11 protein-coding genes are annotated in these 13,480 nt (G+C 45.1%); 1 reads left to right on the top strand and 10 read right to left on the bottom strand.

Annotated features, from left to right (window positions below; translation table 11 throughout):
* The first annotated feature begins 37 nt into the window (after positions 1-37).
* Positions 38-559, top strand: coding sequence for a M23 family metallopeptidase (locus HPY28_RS09580; RefSeq protein WP_017251108.1), 522 nt, complete (start codon positions 38-40; stop codon positions 557-559).
* Between the two features lie 1,020 nt (positions 560-1,579).
* On the opposite strand, the gene HPY28_RS09575 is transcribed toward HPY28_RS09580, so the two are convergent.
* The 10 genes from HPY28_RS09575 to HPY28_RS30820 all read right to left on the bottom strand — a co-directional run bounded on the left by HPY28_RS09575 (position 1,580) and on the right by HPY28_RS30820 (position 13,470).
* Positions 1,580-1,801 (bottom strand): helix-turn-helix domain-containing protein, encoded by a 222-nt coding sequence (locus HPY28_RS09575; RefSeq protein WP_003387736.1) that lies wholly within the window; start codon positions 1,799-1,801, stop codon positions 1,580-1,582.
* 421 nt (positions 1,802-2,222) lie between these two features.
* Entirely contained in the window at positions 2,223-3,146 is a 924-nt protein-coding gene (locus tag HPY28_RS09570) for an ABC transporter permease (RefSeq protein ID WP_174230478.1), read from the bottom strand.
* Between the two features lie 44 nt (positions 3,147-3,190).
* The gene (locus HPY28_RS09565; RefSeq protein ID WP_017251104.1) at positions 3,191-4,114 is read right to left on the bottom strand and encodes an ABC transporter permease; all 924 of its coding nucleotides are present in this window, start codon (positions 4,112-4,114) and stop codon (positions 3,191-3,193) included.
* A gap of 34 nt (positions 4,115-4,148) precedes the next feature.
* Positions 4,149-5,012 carry an ABC transporter permease subunit gene (locus tag HPY28_RS09560; protein WP_017251103.1) on the bottom strand — a complete coding sequence of 288 codons (864 nt, stop codon included), beginning with the start codon at positions 5,010-5,012 and terminating at the stop codon, positions 4,149-4,151.
* A gap of 355 nt (positions 5,013-5,367) precedes the next feature.
* Positions 5,368-5,889: a GNAT family N-acetyltransferase gene (locus tag HPY28_RS09555; protein ID WP_100169666.1), complete on the bottom strand. Its 522-nt coding sequence runs from the start codon at positions 5,887-5,889 to the stop codon at positions 5,368-5,370.
* 31 nt (positions 5,890-5,920) lie between these two features.
* Positions 5,921-8,014 carry an ABC transporter transmembrane domain-containing protein gene (locus HPY28_RS09550; RefSeq protein ID WP_174230477.1) on the bottom strand — a complete coding sequence of 698 codons (2,094 nt, stop codon included), beginning with the start codon at positions 8,012-8,014 and terminating at the stop codon, positions 5,921-5,923.
* Between the two features lie 20 nt (positions 8,015-8,034).
* Positions 8,035-8,559, bottom strand: a complete 525-nt coding sequence (locus tag HPY28_RS09545) for a hypothetical protein (RefSeq protein ID WP_174226539.1) — start codon at positions 8,557-8,559, stop codon at positions 8,035-8,037.
* 74 nt (positions 8,560-8,633) lie between these two features.
* Entirely contained in the window at positions 8,634-9,092 is a 459-nt protein-coding gene (locus tag HPY28_RS09540) for a chemotaxis protein CheX (RefSeq protein ID WP_017251098.1), read from the bottom strand.
* A gap of 177 nt (positions 9,093-9,269) precedes the next feature.
* Positions 9,270-9,668, bottom strand: coding sequence for a hypothetical protein (locus HPY28_RS09535; RefSeq protein ID WP_069845532.1), 399 nt, complete (start codon positions 9,666-9,668; stop codon positions 9,270-9,272).
* Between the two features lie 70 nt (positions 9,669-9,738).
* Positions 9,739-13,470, bottom strand: a complete 3,732-nt coding sequence (locus HPY28_RS30820; RefSeq protein WP_174230476.1) for a S8 family serine peptidase — start codon at positions 13,468-13,470, stop codon at positions 9,739-9,741.
* Positions 13,471-13,480: the final 10 nt, after the last annotated feature.

Raw genomic sequence — 13,480 nt, 5'->3', positions numbered from 1 at the left:
CATAATGAAACCAACTTTATATGAAGTAGGAGGAAATATGAAAATCAGAAATATTGTTATTTTGAATCTATTAACTTTAGCAGTTACTTTAACCCCAACAGCTTTCGCAGCGGAGGCAAGTAATTCGAGTCAGCCTAGTAAAATTAACGAAACACACTTTTTTTTAGAAGCCCCCATTCATGATACCTATGTAATTTCCTCTGATTTCGGCTTGCAAATTAATCCTGAAACTAAGGAATCAAAAGGTCATAACGGATTGGACTATGCAACCGCTAAAGGTACAGCTATCTTTGCAGCAAATGATGGTGTCATTCTTTTCGCTCAAAGCTTAAAAGGATTTGGAGAAACTATAATAATCAAGCACAATTCCGAATTCAGTACTCTCTATGGTCACATTCTCCTTGGTTCATTTCTTGTGAAGGCCGGAGATACCGTAAAAAAAGGGCAAAAAATAGCAGAAGTAGGATCGTCCGAAACAGGAGATATGTTGCATTTTTCTGTTATCAAACAAGGAACTCCAGTGAATCCTACCCATTATTTACCACAAAGTACTCAATGAGGATTTTAGTCACCTTCCGCAAGGATTGGTGGCTTTTTCAATTCCACACATTAACTATCTCAATTGATTGTTTTCTGATGCCCATTTCCCTAAAATGGTGGATCTCATTAAATAAATTCATTTCTGGAGAAAGTCGTTATGTTGGCGAAGACCAATAATAACAAAGTACACATTTTGATAAATTGCTCTTTAAGAAAGTCCATATACTTGAGGTTTTAAAGCCAAAAATGGTAATATTTTTTCTAATCAACATTTAGGGGGTGTCTCAAATGAAGTTATATCCTCAAACATAGAAAATTTGAAAGCGAGGAGTTATATGTCATTTGAGATTATAGAACGCACCCCTACTCTTGAAGAGTTTCATCAATTGTGCGTTTCGGTTGGTTGGGAAAAGACGATGAATTTCAAAGTGATCAAAGACTCACTTGAAAATTCGTTGTAAGTATCCTGCTTTAACAGGAATGTTTCAAGTAGCGCCATTTTAGTTAGTACAAAAAGCATCTCCTTCGGGAACAAACTACATCTTCTTGCTTGTGACCCATACTCGAAAGGCGTTGTGTTCCCACCAATTGCTGGTATTCTTCTGTATGGAAGATTTCCATGTAGTCTCACTTCAAAGGAACATCTGATTTAAAATCCTTTGTTTCCATGTAGAAAGTATCTTCAAAACGTCTTTCTTCTCCCCATGTGTGCATCTTCATTTCGTATATCGTCCCTATGTACTGCACTGTACGTTTCATCATTTTTAATTCTGCACCCTTGGCAATTAGGGCATCTAACTTTGAATGGTTCCGATAATGTGGTGGCCGAAGCCTCCAGCCCGCCATTACCGATTACATCCCAACAGCCGAAGAGATTCAAGCTCCGTTCAGATCCTATACCCTTCGACCATCGCCTTCTCTACTTCTTTCTTGTTTGCTATTTATACAAAAGTAATTAAAAGGGCATTTAAACGCAAATGAACATAAAAAACCCTCCCTTCCGACCAAGGGAAGAAAAGGGAGGCTGGGTGGACTGGGTTCAAATCTCTAGTTCACCAAGTCGAACGAGTTCGACTACTGCCTGAGATCGACCTTTGACACCTAATTTTTGCATGACATTACTAATGTGATTGCGCACAGTCTTTTCGCTGATGAAGAGTTGTCCGGCAATCTCTTTGGTTGTCTTATCTTGGACCAAGAGTTCAAACACTTCTCTTTCGCGATTCGTTAACAACGGCTTGGTTTGGTCGCTACCCTTCAATCGTGCCACCCCTCCTTGTGGGCTCTACAGGAACAAGGTTGAGGGATTACAGAGTCACCTTATCCTATGATGGGGGGTGGGTGATGGTGCCGGAATTTCAAGGATTTTAGGCTTTTGCCTTACATCCTATTCAGAAAATGGGCAATGGGTTCCGAACACCGCAGAGAAACCTCTTCGACATCCGCCGTGAATTTTTCCGTTCGAGACGACGATGGCCGCCAGTTGTCCCCCGTTCAGATCGCGACGAGTTCGCCTCGCCTGATGAGATTGCCATCGGAACCCAAGGCCAACACCGCCCCCGACACTCCAGTCTATTCACCCGACACATATACTGCTCCCTACAATTCGACTTCCATTCCATTATTTTTAATCGGATCAACCAAAAATGCCCTTGATTCGTAAAAATCAAGGGCACCATAACTTAAATAAATGGGGTGCGATTATACGTTTGCTCGAACTTATCACGCAAACCTTTGGCCAACAAGCTAAATGCTCCAATGGCGATCATGAATGCCCCCAATGGTACGAGAAAAATCCACGTATAATTACTGTAAATAAAGCCTCGATAAGACCCGAGCAGTCCTGCCCATTCGTGTGTAATAGAATGATTCAGAACCGGGTCAAAGGTCATTTTGGTACCACCTACAAACAGGTCAAATATACCGAGAAGCCCCATCAAGGTCATGACGGCGATCATTTCTGTCACCAAGATGATAATGAGCTGTTCCTTCAAATGTGGCAAGATGTGGCGAAAGACGATTTGATTTCGGCCAGCTCCCAGTGCAATGGCAGCCAAAACGTATTGTGATTCTTTAATTTGTTCGGTCATTTGACGCACAGAAGAGGCTACAGAAGGGGTTCCAAGAACAGAGACAAGCCCAATGAAAATCAGTACGAGCGTGAACGTCGGTAGCTCGGAATTCACATTGATTCCTCGCAAAAGAAAATACACGGGAATAAACACAGGCATATAGCTCCATGCATTTTCAATCGCCATCCACCAACGCTGTTCTTTATCTTGGATGCCGATATAGAGTCCAATCCATGTACCAAGTAACACGCGAATAAATGCGATCGCAAGGGTAATAAAAACGGTGTATGGCGCTCCATCGAGCAAGAGGGTCAGTAAATCATACCCCCATTTGTCCGTGCCGAGTAAATGTTCCTCTGACGGCGGAAAGGGCGGTGAGACCATGACTTGTTTACCGTTCACAACCTCGTGACGCATCTTCGCTTGATATTCCAGATCATAGGGAGCCAAGTAAGGCCCCGCCACAGCGATCACGATCAGAAGGAACACGAAAATACTGCCTAGCCATAAAGAAAAATGGAATCGTTTTTTCATCAAAAAACCTCACTTATCCCTCATGCTGAAAAGTGACCAGCTGCTTAAATAAATGGGGTACGACTATACGTCTGTTCGAATTTATCACGCAATCCTTTGGCCAATAGACTAAAGGAACCGATTGCAAGCATATAAGCAGCAAGTGGAATCAGGAAAATCCACGTGTAATTCGTGTAGACAAAGCTTCGGTAAGTCCCGAGCAGTCCTGCCCATTCATGTGTGGTCGAGTGATACTCAACAGGGTCATAGTACATAGTCGTGCCGCCTACAAACAGACCAAAAATCCCGAGAAGCCCCATCAACGTCATGGTGGCGATCATCTCTGTCACCAGGACAATGACCAGATGCTCCTTCAAATGCGGCAGGATGTGGCGAAAGATGATCTGATCCCGCCCAGCCCCCAGCGAAGTCGCAGCCAAAACGTACTGGGATTCCTTGATTTGCTCCGTTTTTTGACGGATGGACGCAGCTACCGAAGGCGTCCCAAGCACTGCCACTACCACTACGAAAAACAACACGAGCGTAAACGTTGGCAATTCGGGATTGATATTGATTCCTTTCAATAAAAAATAGACAGGAATAAATATGGGCATGTACCCCCAGGCGTTCTCTATCGCAATCCACCAACGCTGCTGCTTGTCCAATATCCCAATATACAGACCGATCCATGCTCCAAGCAATAATCGCAATAACGCAATCAAGAGCGTAATAAAAATGGTGTAAGGTGCCCCGTGGAGCAGTTTTGTAAGCAAATCATAGCCCCATTTATCCGTACCCAACAAATACTCGCCTGAAGGTGCCAAAGGAGGCGAAATGATCACTTGCTTCCCGTTTACCATCTCATTGCGAACTTTCACCTGGTAATCGATGTCATAGGGGGCCAAATAAGGTCCGGCTACACCGATAATTATTAGAAAAAATACCAAGATACAACCTAGCCATAAAGCCCAATTGAACCGTTTCCTCATACCATACCCTCACTCATTCCATAAGAAGTCTGGGCTATTTATACACAACCGCGCGTTCAATCACATACAGAATGAGACGAATCAATACATAGACCAAAATGGATAGCAAAATAATACCTAAAAGTCCCATGACAGCAGCATTGAATTCGTATCCGCCATCTTTACTAAAAATAAAGCGAGTCAATCCTACGACGTTTAATAAGTACTCAACAATAAACAAGTTGGCTACTGTAATGGCAATCGTCTTCTTTAAATCAGCAATGAGAAACGGCTTGATATTTTTATAGACGTGGTGAATGAGAACATGCCAAATCCCCATCCCCTTGGCAAGTGCTGTTTTAATGTAGTCTTCGCCGCCGATTTGTACATACTTCAGGCTAACAACCTTCATGAGGAAAATCGTTGGTCCAATTGACAGTAACGTGATCGGAAACCATGTACTCTCAGAGTCACTTATAGGTGACAGGGTGATAATTCGAATGTTCGTCAGCTTGTAAAATCCGACAGCACCCACAATCGAAACAACAATTAGGATAAAGTCAGGAATCGTGGCAAGCAGATTCAAAACCTTTTGAAATTGACGTACAATCCGAAAGCGCTGCAATAGCAATCCAAAAATAATACTAGCAAGGACTGCGACACCAACACTCGCGAACAGTAGTTCAAAGGAGCTAATTGCAAATGGGAGGATATCCTCAGCGATGCTCCTTTCCGTTTGCCCCGAATAATAGGTTCCGAGGGAGCCCTCTGCAATCTGCTGAATCAGATATACCGTATGAACTACGATATTTCCCGGTTCGAACACGATTTCTTCCTTTTGCGTATATAGCATGAACGGCCCACCGCAAACGACGATAACTAGGAAAAACATCCCAATTAATTGTTTTACATAGGTCAAGCTCTCATACCCCCTTACTATTTCCAACAATACACTATCTATTAAAAATCATCCAGACAATAGAAAATATTTTATTTTTTTATTCTATTCATATAGAATGACAAAATAAAAAGTGGCTGAGCAGGATAGCCTGTCAACCACTTCTCCATTCTTGGGACAGTTGATTCGAAAAAGATGATAGCTGATCGACTACTTCGCAGAAGAAGTAGCTACACGCAGCTGCTCATTTTTCATGAGAAGATTTTGAATCGAAGCAGTGAACGGTTTTCTTACTCCGTCTTTCAAACGTGGTACCATTGGAATCATCTGATAGTCCTCCTTTCTGACAATATCTTCTTAAGAATAGCATTTTTCCTTATTTAGCGTCAATTACGGCTCCCAGATAGGAAGCGAGTTGATTGATTTCGGCCATATAGATGTTTTCTTGTCCGTAATAGCCCTCCTGCTCCCCTGCAACCTGTGCAAATTTCGAATAGAGCCGGTTCAGATAGGCATGATCAGCATCAGCGCAAAAGGTCACCTGTTTCACTTGTGCATTTTCTGCGTGAACCTGTCTGATTAGATGGCGAAAGCCTTTCAGAAATACCCTGCTCCTTCGATATTTTTCTTCGACGATGACAGAATGAATATAGCAAATTTCTCCCTCTGGGTTTGGTTGCCTTTCTGCTGTCATGTATTGATAGTGGCCCCATCCGACCACTTTACCGCGCTCGTCCTCTATCAGGATCAAATGAGAATCCGGGAGGAACGTCAAAATATGAATGAGCGTGTCACTAAGGGAAAACATACGACTAAATTCCAATCGATTGCGCATAAAGAATAGCGTGAACTGGGCAAAATCATTGTCACTGGTACAACTTCTAAATTGGACATGCATCCTTTGCACACTGCCTTTCTTTTTCTGTTCGTTAGCGTATTAGCTGTTGGGCGTTTTTGCCAATCGTCGAGTGTTGGGACGTGATGTACTGGTATACCTTTAAAGGCAAGGTCAAAACAACACAAGAGGTGAGAGCCGTCACCGTTGTTGTCTGTAAAGCACCCGCTAGGTCTGTTTCTCCAAAGTGATCGCCGTCCTCCAGAATCGCAAGTCGAATCGGCTCCTCAAATTCAGCAGATGATTGGGAAACTTCTACCTTTCCGCGTGCGAGGATATGAAACTTTTCTGCTGCTTCTCCTTCCCGAATGATCGTCTGTCCAGCAGTAAACGTCTCGGTATGGAAAAGATGCAAAATATCAGACACGTCGACACCTAGAACATCCATAACACCTTCTGGGCTGGCCAACACACTTTGTTTCTCCCATAGCCTTTTGTAATAACCCCGCTTTTGCAACAGTTGAGAGTGTGTCCCTTGCTCCACTAGTTCCCCGTGCTCCAACACAAAGATTTGATCCATGTCCGTTATCGTCGACAAACGATGTGTCACCGTAATGACAGTCCGATCGCTGGAAAGCTTCGCAAAGGTCTTGTTAATAGAAGCCTCTGAAATGGGATCGAGAGCAGAAGTTGCTTCATCTAGAATGAGTAGAGAAGGATTACGCAGAATCGCTCGAGCAATGGCAAGGCGCTGCCTTTGTCCCCCTGAGAGGTTGCTGCCCCCATCCAAAACAAGTGTTTCGTACTTGTCTGGTAGACTCATGATATAGTCATGGATCTCCGCTTGCTGTGCAGCCATCCTCAGCTCATCGTTGGTCGCATCGAGTTTGCCGAGCCGGATGTTTTCGGCTATGGTTCCGTGAAAAAGAAAGTTATCTTGAAAGACGACCCCTACATGGTTGCGGAAGGCTCCCCGATTATATTCATCGAGTTTTGTGCCGTTTATCTCGATATGACCAGAACGAGGTTCATAAAAGCCTACTATCAGCTGAACGATCGTGCTTTTTCCAGACCCACTGGAGCCAACAATGGCAACTTTTGTCCGAGCCGGAATCTGCATGCTGACCTGATTGATAGACAACTGATTTTCCTGATAACCAAACGTAACATTTTTTACGGACACTTCAGTCATACGCAAATCGAGCGGATCCGCTGTAGAATGGTCGACTTTTTCACTAGGTTCATCCAGTACCTTGTGGATTCGTTCCATACTGACTTGTGCATCTGTAATCAGAGGGAGCGTAAAGGTCAGATTAAACACTGCATTCCCCATCGACGTATACATGGTGAAAAAGGCGACAAGCGAACCGACAGAGATTCGCCCGGTGAGTGCCAGATAGGAACCAAAGCCAATGATCGTAAAGTTGATGAGTAGTAGGCATAGCGCAGGAATTCGTTCCAGCTTCGCTGCCATCAAATTTTTGCGATAGTTGCTGAGCAACAGCAATTTGAGTCTTCCATTAAATTTATCGATCATGACTTCTTGCAGGTTGAATCCCTTGATGACCATTTGCGCTTTCGTATTTTCCTGAACATCATTCGTCATAGCTGCGAGCTGTTCTTTGTATGCGGCATTGACGGCATGGGCACGTCGGCCAAGCAAATAAGGACCTGTAAAGATCAAGATTGCTCCCACCAAAATACACAGCGCCATCACCCATTCCAAGTAAAACAAAACCATCGTACTAATCGTCACGACCACCAATGACTGAATACCCGTCGTGAAGAGAATGGCCAACGATCTATCAATGACAGGCAAATCCACTGAAAAGGAAGAGACCAGATCGCCAGAACGCGTTTTGTGGAAGTAGCTGACCGGCAAATGCTGCATATGCGCAAACAGTTTTTGCCGCAAATCATTTTGCACACGTGCATTTAGTTTTGCCAGCACATAGTCACTGATTATTCCAGCACTGACACAGATAAACCCGCTAATCGCCAATACGATCATGATGACGGTGAAAACGTACATATCTTTGGGAACAATCGCTTTGTCAATGATCATCTGGAAACTAAGAGGTGCCAAGGATAAAAAAAGCAGATCGAGTGCAAGCGAGAGGAAAAAAAGGAAACTGAGGAGCTTATAGGGGCGTATGTAGCCAAACAGGTTTTTGATGACGAACAGCATCGTAACGTCTCCTTCTTGGATTAGAAAAATGGTTCATGTTGAAACCTGGCTGCATAGGATTGCCAAGCCAAAAACGATGCGCGATATTCATCCAATGGACCGTTTGCCGTTTCCACAGAAGCTACTCGTTCTGCAATCTTGGTAAACAATTTGCGTAAAGAGTCTTCCGAGGAAGTCCAGAATCGAAACTCCTTCACGTCCTCCTCCATATAGGCGATATATTCGGTTACATACTGAAGAGCGTGCAAAAAAAGGCGACTGCTGCGATACTGTTCTAAAAAATAGACCACCTGAATTTGAACGATATGCTTGTCTTCGTACTGATTTTCACCTGTCCCGTAAATGTACGAAAAAGCACCGATCACTTCATCGTCATCGTTGAAGCAAAGAAATGCTTTCCCCTCCATTAAAACGGGACTCGCCAGAAAACTGAGCGCCACAGGAAAGGAATATGGCATGCGGAGCTGGTCGTAGTTTTCCAATAAAAAGGCCATGTATTTCTCATAATACATCTCAGCTGAACAAATCGAGAAGTAATGATCCATCTCTTTCCATCCCTCCTTTGAATGATGATGTGTAGCTACGTATCCTTCACAAAAAAGACGGCCATAAGCCGCCACTATCTTATCACAATAATTTGAATATCCAGTCTGCCCATGTCATGGAGATCGAGCGGTGCAGTCAATGCTGTCCCTGCCATGCCTTTCAAGTCATGCTGGTGTAAAAATAAGGGCGGGGTAATGTCTACAAGAACACCTCGATTGGACAAAAGCGTACTCGCATTCCCGGAAATCATGTTCCCCAACTCAGAAATGGCACTTTTTCCGAGCTCATCCATCTCTTGCACGGGATAGCCGCCCATCATGGCCGAGACAATGCGCAAAGCCAATTCCTCTTGCAGACCGAAAAAGACCTCACCCTGTAATTGACCTGTCATTCCGATTCGAATCCATGTATGGCCTTCTACATGGCTCCATTCTCTTTCAGCTAACTCTCCACGCGAAATGTCGACATTGCATACTTGTTGAATCACGGACGAAGCTGATTCAAGAAATGGATCAAGGTACTGGACTATCATCTGCATTCTCTTCCTTTCCCGGGCAATTCACTCTTAGAGGTTGTTCAAAAAGTCGTCTTTTGATCACGTAGTAGTACTGGAAGCCTATTCGACATCGAAAGAGGTGCTGAAAAGACGACTTTTTGACGTACTCGTATAGGACTATCATAATGTCGACTTTTGGCAGATGCAATAGGATTACGAAAACTTCATAGGCATAAGGTCACGAAAACAGGGAGTACTGGGAAAATAATCCTCTACTTTTGTCTCATGACGAATGGTATAGATGGCCGTGCACGTTCGCAAGTCTAATATTTCTACACCGATCTCATGCTTACTCAATTGCCACATCGGAAGCTGGACGCGATCAAAGGCAAAAACAGTATCTCCAAATGCCAAGCACTCTTGTATACAGCGGACAGCATCGTAATGTTCGTCGGCCTCAAGCAAATGAACGGGCTCCAAACCGAATTGTTCGATCAGATGAATGCGATCCCACAATTGCTCTGCCACACGCTTCCTTCTGGCGGTCCTTCTCGGTGATAGCACAGGGTACTCTCTCGTAACATATTCCCACATGATCCCGTGGTAAAACATCAAATAGAATCCTCCCACAAAAATTTGGCCCGGCAATAGCCTTCTATCTGCTACTGACGGGCCCGCTATCCTATTTTTTCTTTCCGACGACATTCATCTCCGCTCGGGCTTCCCTACCCAGTGCATCAGTCGCAACAACCGTCAGTTTTTGCTTGCCTTCCTCTACCTCATGAAGCACCAGGCGAAATAGCCCACGATCATTCGCGTTGGTCTGAAAGCTTTTTGATCCATAGTTGATTTGGAGGTTAACAGCACCAGCACCTGTCACCTTCCCTTCGATGGGCAGCGCTTCACCTTCCTGCCCTTCTAGCTGTTTGTTCGGCAGCTGGATCGTCGGAGCTGGCACTGTTCGCGCCTTGTAGGATATACGCTGCTCTCCATTACTTATGACGACCGACCCTGCATTGGCATCGACATACGCATACACCAGCAACATGCTTTGATTGCCTGCACCGTCTTTGCCTTCAAGCAAAATGCGATTCTCTCCCTGCTTCATACTCAAAATTTGCGTTACGTATTTTTGCGCAGGGATTTCCAATTGCTCTTCTTCAAAGTAGGACACGATTTGCCCATTGATACTTACCTGACCTTTATAGGTTTGATCTCTGTACATGAAGCGGACTGGAACCAGCATGTTCTTGGTTGCTGCATCGAATTGTACGTCTTCACTGCCATCGTTGATCAATTGCAGTGTCGGAGGACTCGTATCGACGATGACCCGTTGCGTGAATTGGCGCTTGTTTCCATACATATCCATTGCACTGTACATCACATAATTGAGACCTTCCGTTAATCGCAGGATGGTTTCAAATGATCCATCCGTCGCCAGCTTTACAGGCGTTTTGTTAATCGATAAGCGGACTCTGTCCATCATATCCTCGCCTGTTACTTTGCCCCTGAAGGCTACATCCGGCTGCTTGGATATTTTCAGATAAGGAAACAAATCATCCGGAAACTCCACAAATGGCGGAGTACTGTCACTTTTCCCGTTAATATGCGCCACGCTGATATTCCCTGCATAATCATACGCGACTACACTCATTTTTTTATCTGGCTGATTAATAAGTGTGCTGGACACTTTTGGAGAATAGGGGCCTCCTACCCTCTTGCCGTTTACATAAAGGAAATAGGCTTGGATATCTTTATCGCGGCTGCTCCACTGAACCCGGTTTCCTGACACAGAAGCTGTAATCACAGGAGCTTTTGTATCCACGCGGATGGGGAGTGTCATCGTTTGCCAATTGGCATTGCGGTCGTCTATTTTGGCCTTAATGGAGAATTGGTACTGTCCATCAGGTGCCTGTATATAGGCGCCTTTTTGTGGTGAAAAGATCTTTCCGTCCCAGCTCCACGCTTCCTTTTCTGTATAATAGTATGGCGTCCCCAGCTTGGATTGGTCGTACTTGCTCACCTTTTCATCACGCACAAGAGTGCGAATCGGCTTGCCTGACTGATCTGTTACTTCGACGATAATATGACGGGCATTGCGCAAAAAAGTAATCGAAGGAGCAGCGACATCGTAATGCCCATCCCCGTTTGGCGAAAAGGCAATATGATTGGGATCGATTTTCGCACCGCCATCGGCTTTGACACCTGTAACACCTAGATAATCCCGATAGCGCCATTTGTCATTGCGTTTATCGTGATACCAGCTCGTCTTGACACCTGTTCGTTTTTCCTGACTTTCTGCCTCCCATACGGGCTGATCCATTATCTTTGGTTCATCCCAGTCCCCGTAGAAGCCATAAAACGGCGTGCGCAAAGTAGGCAGCTCTTTATCATCTGGTTGAAAGGAAATAAATCCTTCTGCAAATTGATTACGTGGAGAACCTGTCGGAATCGTGAGCGTTACCTTCACTTCCTCTAACTTCCCCGGCGCAACGGTAATCTTAGGAGCGGAAAATTGTAGTTCTGCCCCCTCCAAAAGGGTATCTGTCAGCATGTTGATCCCGTTTTTGCGTAAGTCAGTCATGACACCAAACTCATTTTGTAGCTGATACGTAATTGGCTTTTTACCAAACTTGTTATTAATAAATAGAGAAAAGGTCGTTGAATTCCCAATCTCTCCTAACGAGACACCTGCTTTTCCTTTTGCATTCACAACAATGGCTGGCGTCTTGATCGCTTTTGCGATTTGCATCAGGCCTGCCCCTTGAACCCGTGGGCTGTAAGGAACTTTTTTTGCTTTCTCTTTATCCGCTGCGGGTATGCTGATTTGCGGATCGATAATCGGTTCTGCTGTATTCATCGCCGCAGCCTTCAACGTATCGACAAGCGATTTGCCTTGCAGGTTCCGCCCTTGCTTGAGATAACCTTGTTTCAGCAAAGCCATCCCGCCCGCCACATGGGGCGTTGCCATTGACGTACCACTTTTCACGGCATATTCAGACTCTCGCGTGAGTGACAAGATGCCTCCACCTGGAGCAGCAATCTCCGGTTTGAACTGCAAATCGGGTGTTGGTCCCCATGATGAAAAAGCCGAGATCGTTCCTCCGTCTGGATAAGGCATTGGATTTTGGCCATATTCACCGTTAAATGAGACCGTCACTTTCTTGCCTTTTTTAATCGCTTGCGCCATTTGCTCGCCCATGTGCTTCAAGACAGAAACAGCCGGGATTTGCTTGGCATGCTCCGCACTGATAATGAGTGGTCCCATTTCATTGTTGTAGATAACAGCACCAACTGCTCCTGCTTCTTTGGCGAGGCGTAGCTTATCGTCGAATGAAATGTCGCCTCGCTCGAGCAATACCACCTTATCTTTTACGGAAACATTGTAGTCTTCCTTCTTCCCTTTCCCCATATAGACAAGCGGATACGGCTTCATCAATGTCATGACCGGGTTTATCGCACCCCCGCCTTCCACATAGCCCGATAAATACACGACTTTCTCCATACCGGGTACCCCTTGCACCGTGAAGCTATAGCCAGCTAGTGCTGTAGCGTTGACAGAAGCAACCGAAAACGCATCAGGACTCAAGCCTGGAGAACCGATCATGGCGATATCTGGATTCTGTGCTCGTACCTTATCACTGCCGAAATACGCATCATTGCCGGCGGCTGCCACAACTACGATCCCATTATCGACTGCTCGCTTCACAGCCATTTGCTCCACATTTGTTTCATCCACATAGCCCGCTGAGGAACCGAGACTCAGGTTGATGACATCTGCTTTTTTCGTAATGGAATCATTGATCGCAAATAAAATCGATTCACCTAGCCCAGGAACCTCGCTTTGATAATTGGAAAATACTTTTTGGCTGATGAGCTGGGCTTCAGGAGCAACTCCTTTTACTTTTCCGTTCGCCCCAATAATTCCCGCCACATGGATACCATGCTGAGATTCCGATACGTCTTCCGTTGTTTGCGTACGGTCAGCCCAGTTAAAGCCAGGGATCACCTTCTGGGAAGAGCCTGACTTTTGCATGGCTGAACGCTTATCATGTGGGACAGGGAAATCGGGATGGCGCGGATTGACTCCCGTATCGATCACGGAAACGAGCGTCCCTTCCCCTTTTACCCCCGCTTCCTCCCAAGCCTTCGTTGCCTCAATCATTTCCAGCGAATCGACAGGCGCAGATTTTAATTGCTCACCTCGCAGTAGCAGTTCTTGTCGTTGCCATTCATCTGCCTTCGTTTTATATTCCTTGTCCGCGTTGCCTGTATGTAATGGCTCGTGCATTTCCGCGAGATCCTGCAAAATCTGCGTACGAATGGTCGCTGTTCCTTCAAACGCTGTTGTGCTGACAGTCGTTGCGGGAAGCAAAGCCAATATCAATCCAATGCTGCATACCTTTTTCTTCATCGTTTGCCCC

It is taken from the genome of Brevibacillus sp. HB1.2 (assembly GCF_013332495.1).
In the GTDB taxonomy this organism is placed as follows: Bacteria; Bacillota; Bacilli; order Brevibacillales; family Brevibacillaceae; genus Brevibacillus; species Brevibacillus porteri.
Note: the sequence above shows the minus strand (reverse complement) of the source record. Positions and strands in the feature narration are given on the sequence as shown.